Source organism: Streptomyces sp. CA-278952 (assembly GCF_028747205.1).
Taxonomy (GTDB): domain Bacteria; phylum Actinomycetota; class Actinomycetes; order Streptomycetales; family Streptomycetaceae; genus Streptomyces.
Window position 1 is genome coordinate 7778555 of sequence record NZ_CP112880.1, and the last position, 21796, is coordinate 7800350.

General features: G+C 72.9%; 21 protein-coding genes. 10 read left to right on the forward strand and 11 right to left on the reverse strand.

Annotation, left to right across the window (positions count from 1 at the left end):
• Positions 1–34 precede the first annotated feature (34 nt).
• Positions 35–310 carry an acyl carrier protein gene (locus N7925_RS34060; protein ID WP_018956640.1) on the forward strand — a complete coding sequence of 92 codons (276 nt, stop codon included), beginning with the start codon at positions 35–37 and terminating at the stop codon, positions 308–310.
• Complete coding sequence (locus N7925_RS34065; RefSeq protein ID WP_274346163.1) at positions 307–1530, forward strand: beta-ketoacyl-[acyl-carrier-protein] synthase family protein; 1224 nt, start codon at positions 307–309, stop codon at positions 1528–1530. The genes N7925_RS34060 and N7925_RS34065 overlap by 4 nt, the downstream gene beginning before the upstream one ends.
• A 424-nt stretch (positions 1531–1954) precedes the next feature.
• Here the strand turns inward: N7925_RS34065 and N7925_RS34070 are convergent, their stop codons facing one another.
• Complete coding sequence (locus tag N7925_RS34070; protein ID WP_274346164.1) at positions 1955–2998, reverse strand: PRC and DUF2382 domain-containing protein; 1044 nt, start codon at positions 2996–2998, stop codon at positions 1955–1957.
• 228 nt (positions 2999–3226) lie between these two features.
• Here N7925_RS34070 and N7925_RS34075 point away from each other — a divergent pair, with 228 nt between their 5' ends.
• Positions 3227–4018 (forward strand): adenosylcobinamide amidohydrolase, encoded by a 792-nt coding sequence (locus N7925_RS34075; RefSeq protein WP_274346165.1) that lies wholly within the window; start codon positions 3227–3229, stop codon positions 4016–4018.
• 139 nt (positions 4019–4157) lie between these two features.
• On the opposite strand, the gene N7925_RS34080 is transcribed toward N7925_RS34075, so the two are convergent.
• The 5 genes from N7925_RS34080 to N7925_RS34100 form a co-directional block, all read right to left on the reverse strand.
• Positions 4158–4691, reverse strand: coding sequence for a thioesterase family protein (locus tag N7925_RS34080; protein ID WP_274346166.1), 534 nt, complete (start codon positions 4689–4691; stop codon positions 4158–4160).
• Positions 4688–5695, reverse strand: a complete 1008-nt coding sequence (locus N7925_RS34085; protein ID WP_274346167.1) for a 3-hydroxyacyl-CoA dehydrogenase NAD-binding domain-containing protein — start codon at positions 5693–5695, stop codon at positions 4688–4690. The genes N7925_RS34080 and N7925_RS34085 overlap by 4 nt, the downstream gene beginning before the upstream one ends.
• A gap of 103 nt (positions 5696–5798) precedes the next feature.
• Entirely contained in the window at positions 5799–6692 is an 894-nt protein-coding gene (locus N7925_RS34090) for a 3-keto-5-aminohexanoate cleavage protein (RefSeq protein ID WP_274346168.1), read from the reverse strand.
• A gap of 126 nt (positions 6693–6818) precedes the next feature.
• A complete protein-coding gene (locus tag N7925_RS34095) occupies positions 6819–7778 on the reverse strand; it encodes a TetR/AcrR family transcriptional regulator (protein WP_265603373.1) in 960 nt (319 codons plus the stop codon).
• A 162-nt stretch (positions 7779–7940) separates the two neighbouring features.
• Positions 7941–8813: an RNA polymerase sigma factor SigF gene (locus N7925_RS34100; protein ID WP_274346170.1), complete on the reverse strand. Its 873-nt coding sequence runs from the start codon at positions 8811–8813 to the stop codon at positions 7941–7943.
• A gap of 637 nt (positions 8814–9450) precedes the next feature.
• Here N7925_RS34100 and N7925_RS34105 point away from each other — a divergent pair.
• The 6 genes from N7925_RS34105 to abc-f all read left to right on the forward strand — a co-directional run bounded on the left by N7925_RS34105 (position 9451) and on the right by abc-f (position 16709).
• Positions 9451–10212 (forward strand): GNAT family N-acetyltransferase, encoded by a 762-nt coding sequence (locus N7925_RS34105; protein ID WP_274346171.1) that lies wholly within the window; start codon positions 9451–9453, stop codon positions 10210–10212.
• A 248-nt stretch (positions 10213–10460) separates the two neighbouring features.
• Positions 10461–11738 carry a PP2C family protein-serine/threonine phosphatase gene (locus N7925_RS34110; protein WP_274346172.1) on the forward strand — a complete coding sequence of 426 codons (1278 nt, stop codon included), beginning with the start codon at positions 10461–10463 and terminating at the stop codon, positions 11736–11738.
• Positions 11739–11826: 88 nt separating this feature from the next.
• Complete coding sequence (locus N7925_RS34115) at positions 11827–12609, forward strand: TetR family transcriptional regulator (RefSeq protein WP_274346173.1); 783 nt, start codon at positions 11827–11829, stop codon at positions 12607–12609.
• The gene (locus N7925_RS34120; RefSeq protein ID WP_274346174.1) at positions 12606–13406 is read left to right on the forward strand and encodes an SDR family NAD(P)-dependent oxidoreductase; all 801 of its coding nucleotides are present in this window, start codon (positions 12606–12608) and stop codon (positions 13404–13406) included. Before N7925_RS34115 ends, N7925_RS34120 begins: the two co-directional genes overlap by 4 nt.
• A 69-nt stretch (positions 13407–13475) precedes the next feature.
• Positions 13476–14516 (forward strand): NAD(P)-dependent alcohol dehydrogenase, encoded by a 1041-nt coding sequence (locus N7925_RS34125; protein WP_265603379.1) that lies wholly within the window; start codon positions 13476–13478, stop codon positions 14514–14516.
• A gap of 447 nt (positions 14517–14963) precedes the next feature.
• Positions 14964–16709, forward strand: a complete 1746-nt coding sequence (abc-f, locus tag N7925_RS34130; RefSeq protein ID WP_274346175.1) for a ribosomal protection-like ABC-F family protein — start codon at positions 14964–14966, stop codon at positions 16707–16709.
• On the opposite strand, the gene N7925_RS34135 is transcribed toward abc-f, so the two are convergent.
• The 4 genes from N7925_RS34135 to dhaK all read right to left on the reverse strand — a co-directional run bounded on the left by N7925_RS34135 (position 16673) and on the right by dhaK (position 19366).
• Positions 16673–17176: an NUDIX domain-containing protein gene (locus N7925_RS34135; protein WP_265603381.1), complete on the reverse strand. Its 504-nt coding sequence runs from the start codon at positions 17174–17176 to the stop codon at positions 16673–16675. The genes abc-f and N7925_RS34135 overlap by 37 nt on opposite strands.
• 66 nt (positions 17177–17242) lie before the next feature.
• Positions 17243–17653 carry a PTS-dependent dihydroxyacetone kinase phosphotransferase subunit DhaM gene (locus N7925_RS34140; RefSeq protein WP_265603382.1) on the reverse strand — a complete coding sequence of 137 codons (411 nt, stop codon included), beginning with the start codon at positions 17651–17653 and terminating at the stop codon, positions 17243–17245.
• The gene (gene dhaL, locus N7925_RS34145) at positions 17650–18261 is read right to left on the reverse strand and encodes a dihydroxyacetone kinase subunit DhaL (protein ID WP_274346176.1); all 612 of its coding nucleotides are present in this window, start codon (positions 18259–18261) and stop codon (positions 17650–17652) included. Before dhaL ends, N7925_RS34140 begins: the two co-directional genes overlap by 4 nt.
• Before the next feature lie 112 nt (positions 18262–18373).
• Positions 18374–19366, reverse strand: a complete 993-nt coding sequence (gene dhaK / locus N7925_RS34150) for a dihydroxyacetone kinase subunit DhaK (protein ID WP_265603384.1) — start codon at positions 19364–19366, stop codon at positions 18374–18376.
• 331 nt (positions 19367–19697) lie between these two features.
• Here dhaK and N7925_RS34155 point away from each other — a divergent pair, with 331 nt between their 5' ends.
• Positions 19698–20036: a hypothetical protein gene (locus N7925_RS34155; RefSeq protein WP_274346177.1), complete on the forward strand. Its 339-nt coding sequence runs from the start codon at positions 19698–19700 to the stop codon at positions 20034–20036.
• A 151-nt stretch (positions 20037–20187) separates the two neighbouring features.
• On the opposite strand, the gene N7925_RS34160 is transcribed toward N7925_RS34155, so the two are convergent.
• Complete coding sequence (locus tag N7925_RS34160; RefSeq protein ID WP_274346178.1) at positions 20188–21783, reverse strand: ABC transporter ATP-binding protein; 1596 nt, start codon at positions 21781–21783, stop codon at positions 20188–20190.
• Positions 21784–21796: the final 13 nt, after the last annotated feature.

A 21796-nucleotide genomic window follows, 5' to 3' on the forward strand; every position in this document is an offset into this window, starting at 1 on the left:
CCAAGCCGTTGATACGCCGACGAGAGGAACCACCATGAAGACCATCCACCCCAAGATCACCGAGGTACTGACCGCGACGTTCAAGGTGCCCGCCGCCGAGATCCTGCCGGAGTCCACGATGGACAGCCTGGAGATGGACTCCCTCGCGGTCGCCGAGTTCGCCGTCGTCATCAAGGAGACCCTGGGCGTCGACGCGGACTCGGAGAAGCTGTACAAGGACGCCACGCTGGCCGACATCTCCGCGTACATCGACGCGGCCGTCGGCAGCGCGGCGGCCGAGGCCACGGTGCCGGTGAGCAACACCCGATGAAGCGACCCGCCATCGCCGTCACCGGGCTGGGGATGATCACCCCGGTCGGCCACACCACCGACACCACCTGGGACGGAGTCTGCGCGGGCGCGTCGCCCGCCCGCACCGTCCCCGAACTGCTGGGCTGCGAAGTCGACTTCGCCTGTACGGTCACCGGCATCGACCTCGACGACGCGGTCGGCGGCCGGACCGCGTTCCGGATGGGCAGGTACGTCAAGTTCGCCCTCCTGGCCGCCCGGGAGGCGGTCGCCGACGCCGGGCTCGACCCGGAGCGCTGGGACGGCGCCCGGGTCGCCGTCGTCGTCGGCACGAGCAGCGGAGGATCCGCCGGACTCACCGAGCAGGCCGTCGCCCTGGAGCGGCGGGGCCCCGGGGCCACCTCGCCCTCGGGCATCCTGCTGACCATCCCGAACATGCCCGCGGCCGAGATCGCCATCAGGATGGGGGCCACCGGCCCCAGCCTGGCCCCGTGCACGGCCTGCTCGTCCGGGGTGACCGCGCTGTCGGTGGCCCGGGACATGCTGACGCTGGGCCAGTGCGACATCGCCATCGCCGGGGCCACCGAGTCGATCGTGTTCCCGGTCGCCATGACCGGCTTCGCCCGCTCCGGCGCGGCAGCGCTGCGGGACGGCGACCCCGCCCTCCTCTGCCGGCCCTTCGCGGCGGACCGGGCCGGCATCGTCATGGGCGAGGGCGCGGCCATCATGGTCCTGGAGCGGGCGGAGGACGCCCGGAGGAGAGGAGCCGTTCCCCGGGCGCTGATCGCGGGCGCGGGCGCCACCACCGACGCCCATCATCCCACCAGCCCGCACCCGTCCGGGGAGGTCGCGGGGGCGGCGGTCGACGCCGCGCTGCGCGACGCGGGCTGGCGGGCCGAGGACGTCGACCACGTCAACGCGCACGGGACGTCGACCCCCCTCAACGACGCCACCGAAGCCGCCCTCATCGGCCGGTCCTATCCGCACCGGCCGCCCGTCACCGCCCCCAAGGGTGTGCTGGGCCACTGCATGGGAGCGGCCGGCGCCATCGAAGCGGGCCTGACGATCCTCACGCTCCAGCACGGAGTGGTCCCTCCGATCGCGAACCTGGACGCCCCCGAGCCCGGGTTCGACATCGACTGCGTCACCAAGGCCCCGCGCGAGGTGCCCGTACGGCGGGCCGTCAGCCACTCCTTCGGCTTCGGCGGCCAGAACGCGGTGATCGCCCTCCAGGCTCAGTAACCCAGGCCGCGCGACCGGGGCCCGCAACCAGGGCTCCGTAAGCCCAGGGCTGGTCGATCCCCGGGCTGATTGACCCCCGGGCTGATTGACCCCGGGGCTGACTGACCCCAGGGCTGATCGATCCCCGGGCTGGTCGATCCCGGTGCTGGTCGGCACCCGGGCTCCGGAGCCCGAGCCCGGGCGGACTTCACCGGGCCGGTGCGGCGGGCCGATCCCGCGCCGCACCGGCCCCGCGCACAGCCGCCCGCCGCACCGCCCCCGACCTGCTCGGAGACGCGTGCCGGCTTGTCGCCGGGCTGGACATTCCCGCCGCGCCGCTGAGCGCGGACCGCGCCGGACAGCCCGCCGGGCGGACCCGTGGAACGAGTCCGCCCGGCGGCCGAGGACGTGGGAGCGGCCGTGTGGCCACCTGAGGAAGTGCCGGTCAGCGGCGTCGCCCCTGGCCGAACTCGCCACCGGCGTCCTTGCCCTTGCCCTTGCCCATCTCCGTGCCGTCCGCGTAGTCGATCTTCTCCTTGCGGACCTCGGCGGAGACCTCCTTCTGCTCGGTGACCCGGTTGGTCTCCAGCCGGACCCGCTCCACCGGCACGGCCTCCTTGCGCACGGTGGCGCGCTCCGCGTGCAGCGTCACCTCGACGTCCTGCTCGCCGAAGTCCGTGGTCCCGGTGGTCTTCTCACCGGGCTGCAGCGGTTCGCGGACCACGCGGACCTCTTCGTGGGAGACCGGCACGGTCCGGGTGACCTCCTCGGTCACCACGTACTTGTGCAGCCGCGCCCTGCCGCTCTCGTACTCCTCCTTGCCGACGTGCAGCTGCTCCTCGGAGCGGATCATCTCCTCGCGGCCGCTCATGTCGGCCGACCGGGACGTCCCCGCGCCGGCGCCCGCCAGCGGGCGCGCCGTGGTGGAGGCGTCCGTGTCGCGGTGCCTGCCCGTACCGCTGCCTGCTCCTGCCATGCCCGCTCCCGTCGTTCCCGCGCCGGCCATCCCGGCGCTCGTGCCCGCCGTGGTCGCTTTACCGGTCGCCTTGGCGCCGGGGGCCGTTCCGGTTCCGCGGCCCGCGCCCGCCGCACCGGCGGCGCCCGCCGCACCCATCGCACCGGTCCCGGCCACGGTCGGCGCGTCCATGCCCGCCGACCGGCCGGACTTCCTGGTCAGGCCGTAGTGCCGGTACAGCTCCTCCTCCTCGGCCACGGAGAGGTGCGCGTCGGCGTCCACGCGCGGTGCGTCCTTGACGCTGTCCTTCGGATGCGCGACGTGCAGGTCGGAGCCCACCCGACGGGCTCCGGCGAGCGGAACAAAGCTCTCCTTCATGCCGAACAGACCGGTCTTGACCGTGACCCAGTCGGGCTTGCCGGTGTCGTCGTCGACGTACACCCGGCCCACACTGCCGACCTTCTCGCCGTCGTTGTCGTACACGGTCAGACCGTCGAGTTCTCCGGAATCCGTGAAACCGTCAGCGGCTCCCATAACCGATTCCTCCTCTCGGGCACGCCCTGTGGGTGGCTCCACCAGAGGTGGCGCGTCCGGATTCCATCGCGCCTCACCCGCATGGACGCTGCAACCGCCCGCTTGCCCGGATCGTGGCTCCCGGAAGCCCGGTGCGGGGCCCCGGGCCCGTGCGGCGGCGCCGGGCGGCCCCTGAACCCGTTAGGCCAATCGGGTGAGACCCCGGGTCCCGCATATGATCGGCGGACCATGGCGGCCGAAGGACGGACCACCGCCGACCCGCCGAGCCACCAGGGGTGCGCCATCTCTTCCGTACGCCTCCGGCCGCCCGCGCAACGCGTCGAACTGCGCGACCGGCACGAGGACGGGCACCGGCTCCACCACCTCCTCTGGCGGCTGGGGCCCGGCGTCCGGGTCTGCAGCAGCGCGGTTCTCGGCGGCGGCATCGGCACCCGGGCCTGGATCCTCAACGCCCAGGTCCCCGGTGGCTACCCGCGCCTCGACCCGGACCGGCACCTCGCCGAGATCGCCGCCGCGGAGGGGCTCACGGGGCCGGGCGCGGGGCTGATGACCGCTGCCGACGTCACCGCGTACACGAGTGGCCAGGACGGTGGAGTCACCGCGACCGTCACCGCCGGCCTCGGCGTACGGGGCTGGGCGGCGGCCCCCGACACCGCCACCCGGGCGCCGGGTCTGCCGGAGGCGGAGGCCTCGGCGGCCCAGCTCGCGCCGGGGCCCGCGGAGGTCCCGGTCTCCCCGTTCCGGCCGGGCACGGTCAACATCGTCGTCACGCTGCCCGTCGCGCTCTCCGACGCCGCCCTCGTCAACGCCGTCGCCACCGCCACCGAGGCCAAGGTGCAGGCCCTCCTGGACGCCGGACTCGACTGCTCGGGCACCCCCACGGACGCCGTGTGCGTCGCCGCTCCCCAGCCGGGGCCCGACGGCGGCGAACCCTTCGCCGGGCCCCGGTCCCCCTGGGGCGCGCGGATCGCCCGCGCCGTGCACACCGCCGTACTGGCGGGGGCCCGCACAGCACCGTGACGGGCTCGGGCCGGCTCGGTCCGCCGGTCACCGGATGCCGCATCACCCCGTCGAACAGCTAGCGCACGGGTGCCGCGCCCGACCGGGAACGCCCGGTCAGCAGCGTGCGCCGACGGGCGCGGCTACGGAGGGCGGCGGCTCAGAGGGCCGCCGGGACCTCGGCGATCGAGCGGCCCGCCCACGCGGGCGTCGGCTCGACGAGCGCGGCCAGCCGCTCCCGTACGGAATCCGGAAACGGGACGGTGCGGCCCGCCCGTTGGTCCACGTGGAGGGCCAGCAGCTCGCTCGTCGCCACCGGGGCGGCCTCCGGCTCCGGTACGCCGTCCGGCGCGCCGACCACGTACAGCTCGTGGCTGAAGCGCGCCTTCTTCGCGTCCACGCCCAACAGACGGGTACGGACGGCGAGATGGGCGCCCTCGGCCACGTCGCGGAGATAGCGCAGATGCGACTCCACCGTGTAGAGCGAACAGCCCGTGCTCTCCCGGTACCCGGCGTGCAGACCGGTCTCGATCATCATCGCGTCGGTGGCGTACCCGAAGACGAGGACGTAGAACGCCTCGCTCATATGGCCGTTGTAGTCGATCCACTCGGGTCGCACGGTCCGGTGGAACAGGGGGAGTTCCGTGGCGTTGTCGGTCACGGTCGCGTCCTCGGGAGTCGCGTGCTCGCTCATCGGACGACCTCCTCGGCGGACCGGGGCAGTCGGCCCGTGGCCCGCAGGACGTCGATGACGCCCCGGTCCCGTTCGGCGACCAGATCGGCGATGCTCCGGCCGTCCGCCGCCTCCTCGCAGCCGGCCACCACCGCCTCGTACAGCGCCCGGTCCAGTTCCGGTGCTTCGAGCCGGGTCCAGGGCGACTTGAGCGACGGGCCGAAGTGGTCGAGCATATGGGCCATACCGCCCTCGCCGCCCGCGAGCGCGAAGGTCAGCATCGGTCCCATGACGGCCCAGCGGAGCCCCGGGCCCTCGGTGATCGACGCGTCGATCTCCGCCACCGTGGCCTCGCCGTTGGCGACCATGTGCAGGGCCTCGCGCCAGAGGGCCTCCTGGAGCCGGTTGGCTATGAAGCCGGGCACCTCGCGCTCCATGGTGATCACGGACTTGCCCGCGACGGCGTAGAAGCGCGAGGCCCAGTCGACCGCGGCGGGCGCGGTCCGTTCACCGCCGACGACCTCGACCAGGGGAATGAGGTAGGGCGGGTTGAAGGGGTGCCCGACGACGAGCCGCCCGGGGTCGGCGGCCTCGGTCTGCATGTCCGTCATCGGGTAGCCGGAGGTCGACGAGGCGATCACTGTGCCGACGGGCGCCGCGGCGTCCAGCCGGGCCAGTAGGTCGCGCTTGAGGTCCAGCTTCTCGGGGGCGCTCTCCTGGACGAACTGGGCGTCGGCCACGGCCTCTTCGAGGGTCGTGGTGACGGTCAGCCGGTCCTGTGACGCTCCGGGGGCCAGCCCGAGCTGCTCCAGCGCGGGCCAGGCCGCGGCGACGAGCCGGCGCAGCCGGACGGCCGCGTCGGGGGCCGGGTCCCAGGCGGTGACGTCGTATCCGCGGGCGAGGAAGTGGGCCGCCCAGCCACCGCCGATCACCCCGGCCCCGACGCACGCGACACGGCGTACGTCCTCCGGGGCGCAGGGGGCGGCGGGGCCGTCGGTCGCGGCGGCAGAGGGGGTGGCAGTCACGGGCGACACTCCAGAAAGACGGTGGGGGAGGGGAAGAGGGAAAGGGAAAGGGGGGAGTGAAAGGGGGAGGAGGGCGTACGGGGGAAGAGGGAGGCGTGCGTGGTCAGGCGCGCGGGCGCAGGCCGAGCTTCACGCGTGCCTCGTCGGGCGTGGCGACCCGGGAGCCCAGGGATTCGGTGATCCGCACGGCGCGCTCCACCAACTGACCGTTGGTGGCCTTGACGCCCTTGCCCAGATAGAGGTTGTCCTCCAGGCCGACCCGGACGTGTCCGCCGAGCAGGATCGACTGGGCGGCCCAGGGCATCTGCATCCGGCCGAGCGCGAAGCTCGCCCACTGGGCGCCCTGCGGAAGCATGTTGACCATCGCCTGGAGGACGCCCGGGTCGGCGGGCGCGCCCCATGGAATGCCCATGCAGAGCTGGAAGACCGTGGGGTCGTCGAGCAGCCCCTCGGCGAGGAGCTGTTTGGCGAACCACAGCTGCCCGGTGTCGAAGATCTCCAGCTCGGGCCGGACCCCGAGCTCCTGAATGCGCTTCGCGCCGGTGCGCAGCATGTCGGGGGTCGAGACATAGAGGTTGCTGCCGTCACCGAAGTTGAGAGAACCGCAGTCCAGGGTGCAGATGTCCGGCAGCAGATCCTCGACGTGCGGCAGCCGTTCGAGACCGCCGACCAGATCGGTGCCCGGCAGCCGGCGGAGCGGGGCCTCCGGGTCGATGACGAGGTCTCCGCCCATACCGGCGGTCAGGTTGATGACCACATCGGTGCCGGTCTCCCGGATCCGCTCGACGACCTCCCGGTAGAGCCGCGGATCGCGGGAGGGCGCGCCGGTCTCCGGCTCGCGGACATGGATGTGCACGATGGCGGCACCGGCCCCGGCGGCCTCGACGGCGGAGGCGGCGATCTGCTCGGGCGTCACCGGGACATGGGGGCTGCGGCCGACGGTGTCGCCGGCTCCGGTGAGGGCGCAGGTGATGATGACGTCCTGGTTCACGGGCATGCGGGAACGTCTCCTCTCGGGGAGTTCGGGGTGTTCGGGGAGTTCGGGGAGTTTGAGGACTGGGGAGTTCGGGCTCAGGGATTGGGTGGGGTGCAGGGGGGTACGGGGTGGGCGTGGGCGTGGGCGTCAGCCGGCCACGGGCGCCGTCAGGCAGGCGTCCACGTGGGCGATGAGTGCGTCGTGCATGGTCTGTGCGCCGGTGCCCGGGAGGCCGGGCTCGGTGGCCAGCACCTGGGAGGCCAGTCCGTCGATCAGGGCGGTGAGGGCGAGGGCCGTGCTGTCCGCGTCGACCGGACGGAACACGCCCTGTCCGACGCCGCGACGGATCACGTCGGCGACCGTTCCCCGCCATTGGCGGTAGTACTCCACATGGAGCCGTCCGACCGTGGTGGACCGGGCGGCCTCGGCCCACAGGTCGAGCCAGACGCACCACTGCCGCCGTTGCTGTTCGGTGCGGGGCGTCTGGAGCTCGATCAGCAGGCGGAGCTCGTCCCCGGCGTGACGGGTGCCGGCCGTGGCGTCGGCACGGCGACGGGTGTCCTCGTCCATGCACCAGCGGACCGCCGCCTCGAGCAGTTCGTCACGGCCGGGGAAGTGGTAATGGATCGCCGCCGTGCTGGTGTGGCAGGCCGCGGCGATGTCCGCGACCCGGACGGCGTGGAATCCGCGCTCGGCGATGAGCCGGACGGTCTCCCGCACGATCTGCAAGGGCCTGCCGCCCTCCGGCGAGGGCGACGGCGTGCGAGGGGGCGACGGAGAGCGAGGGGGCGACGGGGCGCGCGGGGCCGACGGCGTCGACGGCGTGCTGCCGGCCGTCCTGCCGGCTGTCGCGTCGCCCGCACCGACCGTCGCGTCGCCCGCCGCGTCAACGCCGGCCCCGGCCGTCGTACCGATCAGCCGGCCGACGTCCACGCCGCCGATGTCCGCGATCCGGGCCAGCTCGGCGGCGGTGAAGCGCCGTGTGCCGTTCAGGGAACGGGACAACTTCGACGGATCGATGACGATCCGCCGCGCGAACTCGCGCGCGCTGACTCCCGTCGCGTCGATCACCTGCCGGACCCGTGCGGCCACCTCGTCCTGCTGCATGGTCAGCCACCGTAGCCATGTGTTGAGAAAACCTCAACATCAGCGGATGTAATCCCTGAGAAAGCAAGGCGTTGCGGTTCTGACTGATGCATCAGTCAGAACCGCAACGCCTGCTCGCCCGCTGTCCGCCCGGCCGACGCCCGACGGGGTGGCTCGCGGTGATCACTCCTGGACGAGCATCCCGCTCCGCAGCTTGCCCAGCATCCGGCTCAGCAGCCGGGACACGTGCATCTGTGATATTCCGAGCTCCGCGCCGATCTGCGCCTGGGTCATCTCCTGGCCGAAGCGCATGTCGATGATCCGGCGCTCCCGCTCGTCCAGTTCGCCCAGCAGGGGCGCGAGGGCGTGGAGATTCTCCACGGTCTCCATGGCGGGGTCCGGCTCGCCCAGTACGTCGGCGAAGGTCCGCCCGGAGGTCTGACGGGGGCCGGCCTCCGCGGTGTCGGTCGGCATGTCCAGGGAGCCCGCCGTGTAGCCGTTGGAGGCGACGATCCCCTCCGTGACCTCGGACTCCTCGATCCCCAGGTCCTTTGCCAGCTCCCGCACGGTGGGGTCCCGGTCGAGGTCGCCCGCCAGGGACTCCTTCGCCTTGGCGAGGTCGACCCGCAGTTCCTGGAGGCGCCGCGGCACGTGCACCGCCCAGCTCGTGTCACGGAAGAACCGCTTGATCTCCCCGACGATGTACGGCACCGCGAACGAGGTGAACTCGACTTCCCGCGAGAGGTCGAAGCGGTCGATCGCCTTGATCAGCCCGATGGTGCCGACCTGAATGATGTCCTCCATGTCGCCGCTGCCCCGGTTGCGGAAGCGGTTGGCGGCGAAGCGGACGAGGGACAGGTTCATCTCGATAAGGGTGTTGCGCGCGTACTGGTATTCGTGCGTGCCCTCCTCCAGCGTCTGGAGGCGGTCGAAGAAGAGGCGCGAGAGCCGGCGCGCGTCCATCGGGGCGACCTTCCCGGCGTCCTCGATCCACGGAAGTTCCTCGGTGGTGCCCGTCTGCTCCGTACCGGCCGTCTGCGCGGTCTGTGCGGTCATGTCGGCTTCACGCTCCCTGGTTCGTAGGCCCTGAGGTCTGTTCGCCTTCCCAGGCATACGGCTCTCATACGTTCGAAGAGGAAGTTGATCCGGCCAACGGGAGTGAGTTGGCTTGAAACAGGTGCAGTTCGGCTCTGAGGCGCGGTCACCCGAGAGGGACAAGCCGAGAGGTACAAGCCGAGTGGCACGGGTCGCGAGACGCGGGGCGAAAACCGCGAGCCGGGTGGGCGCTCGTAGAGGGCGCACGGAGACGGCGCGAGCAATGAATGCGCAAACAACCGCCCCACCGGTACGGGGGAGCCCGGTGGGGCGGTCGCCACCAGAGTGCCACAGCCGGGGGGGCGTTGGGACCGGACCGGCGCGTATTGGCCTACGGATGAGTCGATTTCGCCGCTCGTCGGTTCGGGCGTACGCCGGGGCATCGAGGTGTCGCAGGGGCCGTCGGCCCCGGTGGCGCGGGCCGGCGCGGGGCCGCACAGCCCCGCGCCCCGATGATGGGCGATGCCGTGAACAGATCCGCCCCACGGAATACCTGCCGTACCCACCGGCTTTTCGTGCCTGGCGGGTACGCCGCTCCCGGCCCCGAGCACCCGCTGCCGGGAACCGCGCGATGGACGGAACGAGAACGAGGAAGACCATGACCCAGAACAGCCCCCGGCCCCGGACCGATGATTCTTCCAGGCTCCACCCGCTGGACAACCCCGCCCGGTCCTCGCTCACCGGCCCGCACGCCCACTTCGCCGAGAGCCGCGGGCGGGTCCTGCGCTACCCCGCCGACGTCACTCCCTGGATCGCCCTCCCCGACGCCCCGGAAGCCGAGGACTGGGCCGATGTCGCGGCGCTCGCCGGGCCGGGCGGCTCCGTCACCCTGGCCGCGTTCCAGGAGCCGCCGCCACGGGACTGGGAGATCGTCTTCCGGGCCGAGGGCGTCCAGCTGGTCGACGCGTCGGTGGACGCCGCGCCCGATCCGGAGGCGGTCCCGCTGGGCCCCCGGGACGTGCCGGAGATGCTGGACCTGGTGGCGCGCACCCGCCCCGGTCCCTTCCTGCCGCGCACGGTCGAGCTGGGCACATATCTGGGCATCCGTCGGGGCGGCGCGCTGGTGGCGATGGCGGGGGAGCGGCTGCACCCGCCCGGCTTCACGGAGATCAGCGGTGTCTGCACGGACGAGTCCGTACGGGGGCAGGGGCTGGCGAGCCGTCTGGTCCTGGCGGTCGCGCACGGGATCCGGGAGCGCGGTGAGACGCCGTTCCTGCATGCCTCCGCCTTCAACACCGGGGCCGTCCGGCTCTACGAGTCCCTCGGCTTCCGGCTTCGCCGGCGTACGGAATTCCTCTCCGCCCTCGTCCCCGCCACGCTTCCGTCGGCCGACGGGAGCCGTAGGCCCTCACTGCGCTGACCGGTACAGGCACCCGGTGCCTGTACCGGTCCGGCACCGTACGACGGGGTGGGGACCTGAGGCACCCCCGGTACGGGACCAGGGCCCCGGGCCGGAAGTCCCGGGCGGGACCTTCGGCAGCCGCTCGGGGCCCTAAGCCCTCCTGTGCGGGCGCCCGCCACCCGGTCAACTGGAAGGGACCGACCGAGACTGCGGGCGGCACCGAGAGATCAACGGGAGGACAGGCCGTGCCCATGAGGTTGCTGGACATGGCACAGAAGCGGAGCGGGGTACGGGCCCGGGGTGGTGCCGCGCCCGGAGCGGACGCGGGCGCCGGGGCGGTGTCCCAGAGCCGGATCGGCAACTGGGCACTGGTCGGCGGTCTCGCGCTGCTGACCGTACTCGTCGTGTTCCTCGACGTCAGTACAGGCAACGACCTGCGGGTCGTGCCGCTGCTCGTGGTCGTCCCCGCACTGGCCTCCGTTTACTGCAGCCTCCGCCAGACCATCTGGATCGCGGTGTGGATCACCACCGTCGTCGTCGGGTTCCGGGTCGGGGCGGACGGCACCTTCTGGGACTTCGTCTTCGGTATCGGTTTCGCCGTACTGGCCTGTGCGCTCGGGGTCGCCGCCTGCGCGGCGCGTATCCGGCACGCCACCGAGATGGCGCGGCTGCGGTCCGCCGCCGTCACCCTGCAACGCCAGATCCTGCGGCCGCTGCCGGTCGGTACCGACCACGTCACCGCGCACGGGCTCTACGAGCCGATCGAGGAGGACCGCTTCGTCGGCGGAGACATCTACGAGGTTGTCGAGTCGTCCTACGGGACCCGCGTGATCATCGGGGACGTCCAGGGGAAGGGGCTCGCGGCCATCGGCGCCGGATTCGCGGCCATCGCCGCGTTCCGTGAGGCGGCCATCCGCGAACCCACGCTCACGGGAGTGGTGGAGGCCCTGGAGGCCGCCGTCGTCCGGCACAACGTGTTCTCCGCCCAGACGGGCGAGGCCGAACGCTTCGTGACCGCGCTCGTCCTCGGGGTCGACGAGGGCGGCCGGGCGGAGGCCGTGAACTGCGGGCACCTGCCGCCGCGCCTGCTGCACGACGGCCGGTCGTCGGCCGTCACGCTCCACCGGACGTATGTCCCTCTCGGCCTCGCCGGACTCAGCCAGGAGACCCGTACGACCGAGTCCTTCGACTTCCCGCCGGGCGCGACGCTCCTGGTCGTCACAGACGGTGTGACCGAGGCCCGCGACATCGCCGGCGCCTTCTACCCGCTGGACGAGCGGATCAGGGCCTGGGCCGGGCACGGGCCGCGCGAACTGCTCGACGCGCTCCACGTCGATCTGGGGGAGTTCTCCGGAGGCGTCCGGCGCGACGACATCGCCGCGCTCGCCCTGCTGCGCACCTCTGCCGACGACGGGCGGCGGCCCGCGGTTCCGGGCGCCGCGGTCCCCGGCGACGCCACTCCCGGCGATGCCGATTCCGGTGCCGGGGTCCTCGGCGATACCGCCGAAGCGGGCGGGGACCAGCGGCGGACCGCCGCGGTCTGAACGCGCGCCGCGAGCCTGCGGCAGGCATCCTTGATGTCCCCATGAGACAAATGTCGCGTGGGGACATTTTCAGGTGTACGGTGCATGTATGACTCCGGAACGGAAGATCCCGGATCGGCGCGGCCGCAAGGCGCGCCGCACCCGTGACACCCTGGCGCAGGCCGCGTTCGAGCTGGTGCTCGACCGGGGGCTGCGGAACGTGACGGTCGAGGAGATCGCGGAAGCCGCGGACGTCGACCGTCGTACGTTCAGCAGGTACTTCACGAGCAAGGAGGCCGCCGCCCTCGACTCCCTGCGGGGCGACGGCGACCGCATCAACGCGGCCCTGCGAGCCCGCCCGGCCCCTGAACCCCCGCTCCTGGCCTACCGTCGGGCCGTCCTCGACTGGCTCGCCGATCCCGGGTCGGAGCCCTGGCACCGCCGCCCCCGGATCTTCGACCTGCTGGTCGTCGCCGAGGAGGAGCCGACCCTCTACGCCGTCTTCCACCACATTCGGGTGGACGCCCAGGAGGACTCGGTCGCCATCGTCGCGGAGCGGCTCGGCGTCGATCCCCGGCAGGACATCCGGCCCGCCGTGACCGTCGCCGCAGGAGCGGGCGCGCTGCTCGCCGCGCAGGCCGCCTGGGTACGCGGAGGCCGGCCGGACGCTCTGCCCGGCTTGGTCGCCGAGGCTTTCGACGCGCTCTCCGCCGACCTGCTCGGCGAGCCGCGCCCCGCTCCGGAACAGCACCCGGGAGGCCCGGAACCACACCGGGGCGCCAACGGCACTACCGGCGGTGCCGGCACTACCGGCACTACCGGCACTACCGGCATCGCCGGCACCACCAGCACCACCGAAGAAGAAGCAGAAGGAACCGAGGCAACACCATGAGCACCGAGCACAGCTCCACCCCCGCAGCCGAGGCGAAGGCCGAAGACCGGACCGAGTTCGCGGGCCGCACCGCCCTCATCACCGGAGGCGCCTCCGGTATCGGCCTCGCCCTGGCCCGCCGGCTCGCATCCGGCGGCGCGGCGGTCGTCGTCGCCGACTACGACGAGGAGAGCGCGCGCAAGGCCGCGGCCGACCTGGAGAGCGCCGGAGCCAGGGCCGCCGCCGTCGCGATGGACGTCACCGACCCGGCCTCCGTCGAAGCGGGCGTGCGGTTCGCGGTGGACACCTTCGGCGCCCTCCACCTGGCCGTCAACAACGCCGGCATCGCGGGCCCCAGCAGCCCCACCGGCGCATACCCGGTCGAGGACTGGAACCGCGTCGTCGCCACCAACCTCAGCGGCGTCTTCCACTCGATGCGCTACGAACTGCCCGCCATCGTCGCGGCGGGCGGCGGCGCGATCGTCAACATGTCCTCCATCCTCGGCACCAACGGCTTCGCGGGGTCGCCCGCCTACGTCGCGGCCAAGCACGGCGTCGTCGGTCTCACCAAGACCGCCGCGCTCGAATACGCCGGACAGAACGTCCGCATCAACGCGGTCGGCCCCGGCTTCATCGACACCCCGCTCCTGCGGAACACCGACCCGGGGGCCCGCGAGCAGCTGATCTCCCTGCACCCGGCGGGACGGCTCGGCACCGCCGAGGAGGTCGCCGAACTCGCCGCCTTCCTCCTCTCCGACAAGGCCTCCTTCATCCACGGCAGCTACCACCTGGTGGACGGCGGCTACTCCGCCCCGTGACGGAGCCCGAGTGGCGCGCGGGGGACACGGGGGTGACAAAGAGAGTCAAGAGAGAAGCGAGGAGACCCCATGAAAGCCGTTCAGTACCGAGCCGTCGGCGCCGCCCCCGAGGTGGTCACCGTTCCGGACCCCGAGCCCGGACCCGGCCAGGTCCTGCTGAAGGTCACCGCCGCCGGTGTCTGCCACTCCGACATCGCCGTGATGAGCTGGCCCGCCGACCAGATCCCCTTCCCGCTGCCCCTGACTCTGGGGCACGAGGGCGTCGGCACGGTCGCCGCCCTCGGTGACGGCGTCGACGGCTTCGCCCTCGGCGACTCCGTCGCGGTCTACGGCCCCTGGGGCTGCGGCACCTGTGTGAACTGCGCCGAAGGCAGGGAGAACTACTGCCTGCGCGCCCAGGAGCTCGGCATCATGCCGCCCGGACTCGGCGCACCCGGCGCGATGGCCGAGTACATGATCGTCGACGACCCCCGCCACCTGATCCCGATCGGTGACCTCGACCCGGTGAAGACCGTGCCCCTCACGGACGCCGGACTGACCCCGTACCACGCGATCGTGCGCTCCCGGGCGAAGCTGGTGCCCGGCTCCACCGCCGTCGTCATCGGTACCGGCGGCCTCGGCCACGTCGCGATCCAGCTGCTGCGCGCCATGACGGCCGCCCGGGTGATCGCCCTCGACGTCACCGAGGACAAGCTCGCCCTGGCCAGGACCGTCGGCGCGCACGAGGCCGTCCTCTCCGACGAGAAGGCGGCCGCCCGGGTCATGGAGCTGACCGGCGGACTCGGCGCCCACGTGGTCCTCGACTTCGTCGGAGCGCCGCCCACCGTGGCGACCGCGGGAGCCGTCGCCCGTGTCGACGGTGACGTCACCATCGTCGGCATCGGCGGCGGCGCGCTCCCGGTCGGCTTCGGCACGCTTCCGTACGGCACCAACGTCAGCGCGCCCTACTGGGGCTCGCGCAAGGAACTCGCCGAGGTCCTCGACCTGGCCCACGCCGGAGCGGTCGACGTCCACGTGGAGACGTACTCCCTCGACGAGGCCCCGCTCGCCTACGAGCGCCTCCACGACGGCAGGATCAACGGCCGGGCCGTCATCCTCCCGGGCGGCTGAGCCCTCGGGCACCCGGGCGGCCGAGCCACTCCGGCCCCCCGGGCGGCCGCCTGATCCCTCCGGCATTCCGGCGGAAGCCCGAAGCCCTCCGGCATCCGGCGGCTGAACCTGCCACCCCCCTCGTCGTCGAACGTCCGCCCGTCCGCCCCGGCGGCGGCCTTCGGCTCCTGCCCGGCGGCCGCCGCCGGGCAGGCGAGGATATTCCCGGCGCCGGGAGGCCGGTCGGCCGTTAGAATGGCCGACATGGGTTCGTACAGCTACTACTTCTTCCGCTGATTCCCGGCCCGGACGGCCGCAGCGCGCCGCACCGCGCGTCCCTCTGAGACGCCCCGGACGTCGACGTGACCCGCGCGCCCGACGCCGTCCCCTCCGCCGTCCGGCATCCACGCCCCGCCGCCGCGCCTCCGCGCGCGCCCTCGCGGGCCGTCACCCAGGGAAAAGGCACCCATGCACCCCCAGCGCGACCGCGCTCAACTGGCCATCAAGGACGTCTCCAAGGCGTACGGGGACCGCTCCGTACTCGACCAGGTGACCCTCACCGTCCGGCCCGGTGAGAAGACCGCCGTCATCGGCGAGAACGGCTCCGGAAAGTCCACGCTGCTCCGGCTGCTGGCCGGAGTGGAACAACCCGACACCGGTGAGATCACCGTCCGTTGCCCCGGCGGCACCGGCTATCTCGCCCAGACCCTCGACCTCGACCCGGCCGGCACCGTGCAGGACGCCGTCGACGCGGCCCTCGCCGAACTGCGCGACCTCGAACACCGTATCCGCGAGGCGGAGACCGGCCTCTCGGAGCGGAAGCCCGGCGACCCGGGGCCCACCGACGCGGAGCTGGCCGCGTACGGCGACCTCCTCACCGCCTACGAGGACCGCGACGGCTACCGGGCGGACGCCCGCACCGCAGCGGCCCTGCACGGCCTCGGCCTCGCCCACCTCACCCGCGACCGCGCTCTCGCCACGCTCTCCGGCGGCGAGCAGTCCCGGCTCGCCCTCGCCTGCGTCCTGGCAGCCGCCCCCGAACTGCTGCTGCTCGACGAGCCGACCAACCACCTCGACGCCCGCGCCGTCGGCTGGCTGGAGGACCACCTGCGCGCCCACCGGGGCACCGTCGTGGCGATCACCCACGACCGGGCGTTCCTGGAGCGTGTCACCTCGGTGATCCTGGAGGTCGACCGCGACCTGCGCACGGTCACCCGGTACGGGGACGGCTGGGACGGCTACCGCACCGCCAAGGCCGCCGCCCGCCGCCGCTGGGCCCAGGAACACGAGGAGTACCTGACGGACCTGGCCCGCACCGAGGAGCTCGTCGCCGCGGCCGGAGCGCGGCTCGCGGCCAGCGGAGGAGACCCGAAACAGGGCTTCGGCAAGCACCGCCGCTCGCACGAGACGAAGCTGTCCGGCCAGGTCAGGGCCGCCCGGACCCGGCTGGACGCGCTGCGCAGGTCCCCCGTGCCGCCCCCGCCCCGCCCGCTCGCCTTCACCGGCCGCCCGACCGTCGCCGACGGGACCGGTACGGCGGACCGCGAGGGAACCGGCACCGCGGACCGAGCGAGGCCCCTCGTGGAGCTGGACGCCGTCTCCGTCGGGGACCGCCTCCGCCTCCCGTCCCTGCGCGTGGGATCGGGCGCCCGCCTCCTGGTGACCGGTGAGAACGGGGCCGGGAAGACCACCCTGCTGCGGGTCCTCGCGGGTGATCTGACTCCCGACGCGGGCACGGTCATCCGTCGGGCCCGCATCGGCTACCTCCCGCAGGAACTGCCCGCGCGCCCGACCCGGCGCACCCTGCTCGCCACCTTCGCGGCGGGCCGGCCCGGCTTCCCCGACGAGTACGCCGACGAACTCCTGGCCCTCGGCCTGTTCCGCCCCGAGGACCTCGACGTGCCCGTCGCGTCCCTCTCCGTCGGCCAGCAACGCAGGCTGGCCCTGGCCCGCCTGGTGACCCGGCCGGCCGATCTGCTGGTACTGGACGAGCCGACGAACCACATCGCGCTGAGCCTGGTGGAAGAGCTGGAAGAGGCCCTCGACCAGTACCGGGGCGCGGTCGTCGTCGTCTCGCACGACCGCAGTTTCCGGGCCCGCTTCACCGGCGACGTACTGGAACTGCGGGCAGGCCGCCCGGCGGGCGCGGAGCCGGCCTACGCGTCGGGGGAGGCGGCCTACGCGTCGGGTGAGGCGGCCGTCCCGCGCACCTGAGCGCGCAGCCGGTCGACGAACACCCGCTGGCCGACGATCAGCCGCTCGGCGGCCTGCTCCGGCGTGCACCAGGCGAACCGGTCCATCTCCGGGAACTCCTGCTGCACGCCGGAGCCGCGCGGCCACTCCATCGTGAACGTCCCGGGCACGACGGACGTCACGTCCAACTCCGCCTCCACGGCCCAGGCGGTCACCGTCTTGCCGCTGCGCTGCCGTGACTCGCCCAGCGCGATCCACTCACCCGGCGGGACCGGCACGCCCAGTTCCTCCACGAACTCCCGGCGGGCGGCGGCCTCCGCGTCCTCCTCCGGTCCGTACTCGCCCTTCGGCACCGACCAGGCGGCCGTCTCCCGCCCCGCCCAGAACGGCCCGCCCATGTGCCCGATCAGCACCTCGACATCCCGCTCGCCCGCGCCCTCCGTGACCCGGAAGAGAAGAAGCCCCGCACTGCGCCTTCTTGTCGACATGTCGTCAAGTCTGCTGCGGCACGGTGCGGGGCGCCACGCGGGCCCGGCACGACCCGGAGGAAAGCGCTACGTCTTGCGGTAGCCGTACGCCTCCGAGGCCGCGGCCTCCACCGCCGCGAGGTCGCCACCCGCCGAGGCGGTCACCACGGCCGCGACAGCGCCTTCGACGAATGGCGCGTCCACGAGTCGCGTGGCCTCGGGCAGCTCGTCGCCCTCGGCGAGCATGGCCTTCACCGTGAGGACCGCGCTTCCCAGGTCGACCAGGACCGCGATACCCGCACCCCGGTCCACCGAGGCGGCGGCCCGGCCGATCAGCTCCGCGCTCGTCCCGAGCCCGCCGCCCGGCAGCCCGCCGGCCGGGGCGACCGGCGCGGTCACCCCTCCGGCGGCGAGGCCCCGGGCCAGCTCGGCGACCGACTCGGCGACCGGACCGCTGTGGGAGACCAGCACGATGCCCACCTGCCGTTCGCCGCTCACGCGCCCGCTCCGTCCGCCGCCGTCGCCGCCAGGGCCTCGACCAGCAGCGCCGACGAGGTCGCGCCCGGGTCCTGATGCCCGATGCTGCGCTCGCCGAGATAGCTGGCCCGCCCCTTGCGCGCACGCAACGGCACCGTCGCCTCGGCGCCCGCGCGAGCCGCGTTCGCGGCGCCGTCGAACGAGGTGGCCAGGGCCTCCGCCGCGGGCAGCAGCGCGTCGAGCATCGTCTTGTCCCCGGCCTGCGCGCCGCCCAGCTGCCCCACCGCGGCGACCCCGGCCGCGAACGCCTGCGCCAGCTGGTCCTGGGTCACCTCGGCGTCGTCCCCGAGAGCCTTGCCCGTACGGCGCAGCAGCGTCCCGTACAGCGGTCCGGACGCCCCGCCGACGGTGGAGATGAGCTGTCGTCCGGCCAGGGTGAGCACAGCACCGGGCGTGGCGGGGGCATCCTTCTCCAGCACCGCCGTCACCGCCGCGAAGCCGCGCTGGAGATTGCTGCCGTGATCGGCGTCCCCGATCGCCGAGTCCAGCTCGGTCAGATGGTCCGCCCCACGCTCCACGGACGCCGCGACAGCGGTCATCCAGCGGCGGAAGAAGTCGGTGTCGAGCACATGATCTCCTGTTCCTCGGTCCCACCCGGAACGGATCGTCCCGGCGGTGGCACGGGCTGTACGGCCAACCCCGCACCGGGGTCGCCCACGGTCACGGGATTCCCGTCGGCGCTCAGCGGCCCCAGCGGAGTGCGGCCGTCCGCACGGGCGCGTCCCACAGTCGCAGCAGCTCCTCGTCGACCTGGCACAGCGTCACCGAACAGCCTGCCATGTCGAGCGAGGTCACGTAGTTCCCCACGAGCGTACGAGCCACCGGGACACCCCGCTCGGACAGGACCCGGTGGACCTCGGCAGTGAACCCGTACAGCTCCAGCAGCGGAGTCGCCCCCATGCCGTTCACCAGCGCCAGCACCGGGCCGGTGGGGCGCAGGTCCTCCAGCACCGCGTTCACGGCGAAGTCGGCGATCTCCCCGGACGTCATCATCGGCCGCCGCTCCCGCCCCGGCTCCCCATGGATGCCGATGCCCAATTCCAGCTCTCCGGCGGGCAGATCGAAGGTGGGGCTGCCCTTGGCCGGAGTGGTCACGGCGCCCAGCGCCACCCCGAAGCTGCGCGAGGCCCCGTTCACCTGCCGCGCGACGGCGGCCACCCGCTCCAGCGGGGCGCCCTCGTCCGCCAGGGCTCCGGCGATCTTCTCGACGAACAGCGTCGCTCCCGTACCGCGCCGACCGGCCGTGAACGTACTGTCGCTCACGGCCACGTCGTCGTCCACCACGACCTGGGCGACCTGGATCCCCTCGTCGTCGGCGAGCTCGGCGGCCATCTCGAAGTTGAGCACGTCACCGGTGTAGTTCTTGACGACGAACAGCACCCCCGCTCCGCTGTCGACGGCTGCCGCCGCCCGCAGCATCTGGTCGGGCACGGGGGAGGTGAAAACCTCCCCGGGACAGGCGGCCGACAGCATCCCGGGGCCGACGAATCCGGCGTGCAGCGGCTCGTGTCCCGAACCGCCCCCGGAGACGAGGCCCACCTTTCCCGCCACGGGCGAGTCCCGCCGCATGACGACCCGGTTCTCCACGTCGACGGTCAGCTCGGGATGTGCGGCCGCGATGCCCCGCAGGGCATCGGCGACCACGGTCTCGGGAACGTTGATGAGCATCTTCACGTCTGTCTCCTAGCGGGCCTGTCAGAGGCCGTGTTGACCTGCGCTTTTTCTGGTGGGAGAAGGTGTGGCGAGTAGTTGATCCTGGCGGTCCGTTGATGCTGGCTGTCTGCTGCGTTTGCTGGCGGCGCGTCAGTCGATTGATGGGGTGCTCGCGAGTTGTCGGGCTGGAAGCGGTGTGCTCTCCCACGATCCTGCCGAGGAGCCGCGTCAGACGCCATCCGCGGAACGAGTTGCGGAGGCTACCGCCAACAGCGGGACAGCCCTTAGCGGCCTGTAACCGCCGTCGAACACGTAGACTCCGTGGAATCCCGCCGACGACTGGGTCGGACGTGTGGACGCCTGGCTCAGTGATGCGGTCCGCGTCCACCTGGACCATGCCGAACTGCACGATGTGCTGTACGGCCACACCCCGATCAACGCGTCGACGGAGATCGAGGTCAGTCCCACGAACGCGCACGTCGAAGCGTTCCGGCACCTCATCGCTGAGCGCCCCGACCCGCCGGCGGACGCCCCGACCCCCGCCATGGCGGCGCTCTTGATCTACAGCGCCTGGTACGGCGCGACCCACGCGCTGCTTCACCACGAGGCCGAGGACGTCGACCGCCTGGCCGAGAAACTCATCGCCGACATCACCGACCTCGCCCATCGCTACCTGCGCGCCGAGGCCTGAGCGCCGGGCTCCCGGGCCCGAGCACCGAGAACCGACACACGCTGCCGACGACCCCTGTGCGGGGATCACCGGCAGCGGTGCGGTGCGGTGCGGTTCGGGCGACGGGTGGCCGGTTGGTTGGTCTCCGGGGCAATCCGTCCCGTGCCGCCGGTCAGCCGCTCACCGGGGCGATGCGCCAGTGACGGGCCCGCTCGTACTGTGAGCTCAGCCGTGAGAACGCCCCACCGGCGCGCAGCAGTTCGTACCGGGTGCCGGTCTCCACGACCCGGCCGTCGTCGAGCGGGACCACATGGTCCGCGGTGGCCAGGGTGGCGGGGCGATGGGCGATCACGATCACCGTGCGGTCGGGGTCGTCGCCAAGGTTGGCGATGGCCCGGGTGACCACGGCCTCGTTCTCCGGGCCGAGGGCGGAGCTGGCCTCGTCCACCAGGACGATCCGCGCCCGCTTGAGCATCGCCCGGGCGATCGCGACGCGCTGGGGTTCGCCGCCCGACAACTGCGCGCCCCCCTCGCCCACACGGGTCTGCCAGCCGGCGGGAAGCCGTTCGATCACCTCGTCGAGCCGTGCCGCGGCGGCGGCCTCCCGCAACTCGGCCCAGGTCGCGTCCGGGCGTGCCAGGCGCAGGTTGTCCTCGATGGTGTCGTCGAACAGGTAGACGTTCTGGAAGACGATGGCGATCTCGTCGAGCAGGCTACTCGGGTCCAGTTCGCGCACGTCGACGCCACCGACCCGCACCTGGCCCGAGTCGACGTCGAAGAACCGGGCGATGAGCCGGGTCGCCGTCGTCTTCCCGGACCCCGACGGCCCGATCAGGGCGGTGGTGGTGCCCGGTCGGCAGCGCAGGGACACGTCCTTCAGAGCGGGGACGGCGCCGTCCGGGTAGGTGAAGGTGACGTCGCTGAGCCCGACGTCGGCCTCGGCCTCGGCGATCAGCCGTACGGGCTCGGCCGGAACCGGCAGAGCCGGAGTGGACAGCAGCTCCTCGATGCGCCCGATCTGGTTCCGCAACGCCCGCAGCGCGCCGATGAGTTCGATGAGATTGCCGAGCGGCTCCAGGAAGCGGGCGGCGAGCACGAGCAGCACGATCACCGTGGCGACCTCGATACGCCCGCTGAGCATCAGCTCGACGGTCAGGGCGAGCACCGCGACGAACCCGGCCATGATCACGCCGGTGTGGACGAAGAACGGCTGCCTCGCACGGCGCATACCGTCGCGGTAGGTCTCGCGATGGTCCTCCAGTGCGGCGCGCATCCGGGGCGTGCCCTCGGCGTGACCCGCGGCGCGCAGCACCGGCTGGGCCTGACCCAGCTCGATCGCCCGGCTGGCCACCCCGGCCGCCGCCTGCTCCAGCTCGCTCTCGGTGATCTCGGCGATGCGCGCGGCCCGCCGCAGGGCCAGGTAGGCGGCCAGGCGGCGATGCGCGCGGCCCGCCGCAGGGCCAGGTAGGCGGCCAGGCGGCGATGCGCGCGGCCCGCCGCAGGGCCAGGTAGGCGGCCAGGCGGCGATGCGCGCGGCCCGCCGCAGGGCCAGGTAGGCGGCCAGTGCGATCGCGCACAGCAGCAGCGCCATCCGCCAGTCGACTGGGAGCGTCACGACGACGACCGTCGCGGGCAGCAGGGTCGAGGTGATCACGGGCCCGCCGATGGTCACGGCCGGATGGGCGGCGCTGCCGACGTCCGCGGTCACGCAGCGCGCGAGCCGGGCCTTGTGCTCGGCGGTGAACCAGCCCAGCGTCAGCGTGCTCACAAGGAGTGCTCGC

Coding starts and splice junctions, on each gene's coding strand:
- abc-f (WP_274346175.1), top strand. CDS start 14,964: ATGCACCCCCAGCGCGACCGCGCTCAACTGGCCATCAAGGACGTCTCC.
- N7925_RS34110 (WP_274346172.1), top strand. CDS start 10,461: ATGGCACAGAAGCGGAGCGGGGTACGGGCCCGGGGTGGTGCCGCGCCC.
- N7925_RS34065 (WP_274346163.1), top strand. CDS start 307: ATGAAGCGACCCGCCATCGCCGTCACCGGGCTGGGGATGATCACCCCG.
- N7925_RS34080 (WP_274346166.1), bottom strand. CDS start 4,691: ATGAGCGAGCACGCGACTCCCGAGGACGCGACCGTGACCGACAACGCC.
- N7925_RS34095 (WP_265603373.1), bottom strand. CDS start 7,778: ATGCAGCAGGACGAGGTGGCCGCACGGGTCCGGCAGGTGATCGACGCG.
- N7925_RS34060 (WP_018956640.1), top strand. CDS start 35: ATGAAGACCATCCACCCCAAGATCACCGAGGTACTGACCGCGACGTTC.
- N7925_RS34135 (WP_265603381.1), bottom strand. CDS start 17,176: ATGTCGACAAGAAGGCGCAGTGCGGGGCTTCTTCTCTTCCGGGTCACG.
- N7925_RS34070 (WP_274346164.1), bottom strand. CDS start 2,998: ATGGGAGCCGCTGACGGTTTCACGGATTCCGGAGAACTCGACGGTCTG.
- N7925_RS34100 (WP_274346170.1), bottom strand. CDS start 8,813: ATGACCGCACAGACCGCGCAGACGGCCGGTACGGAGCAGACGGGCACC.
- N7925_RS34115 (WP_274346173.1), top strand. CDS start 11,827: ATGACTCCGGAACGGAAGATCCCGGATCGGCGCGGCCGCAAGGCGCGC.
- N7925_RS34125 (WP_265603379.1), top strand. CDS start 13,476: ATGAAAGCCGTTCAGTACCGAGCCGTCGGCGCCGCCCCCGAGGTGGTC.
- N7925_RS34075 (WP_274346165.1), top strand. CDS start 3,227: ATGGCGGCCGAAGGACGGACCACCGCCGACCCGCCGAGCCACCAGGGG.
- N7925_RS34090 (WP_274346168.1), bottom strand. CDS start 6,692: ATGCCCGTGAACCAGGACGTCATCATCACCTGCGCCCTCACCGGAGCC.
- N7925_RS34120 (WP_274346174.1), top strand. CDS start 12,606: ATGAGCACCGAGCACAGCTCCACCCCCGCAGCCGAGGCGAAGGCCGAA.
- N7925_RS34105 (WP_274346171.1), top strand. CDS start 9,451: ATGACCCAGAACAGCCCCCGGCCCCGGACCGATGATTCTTCCAGGCTC.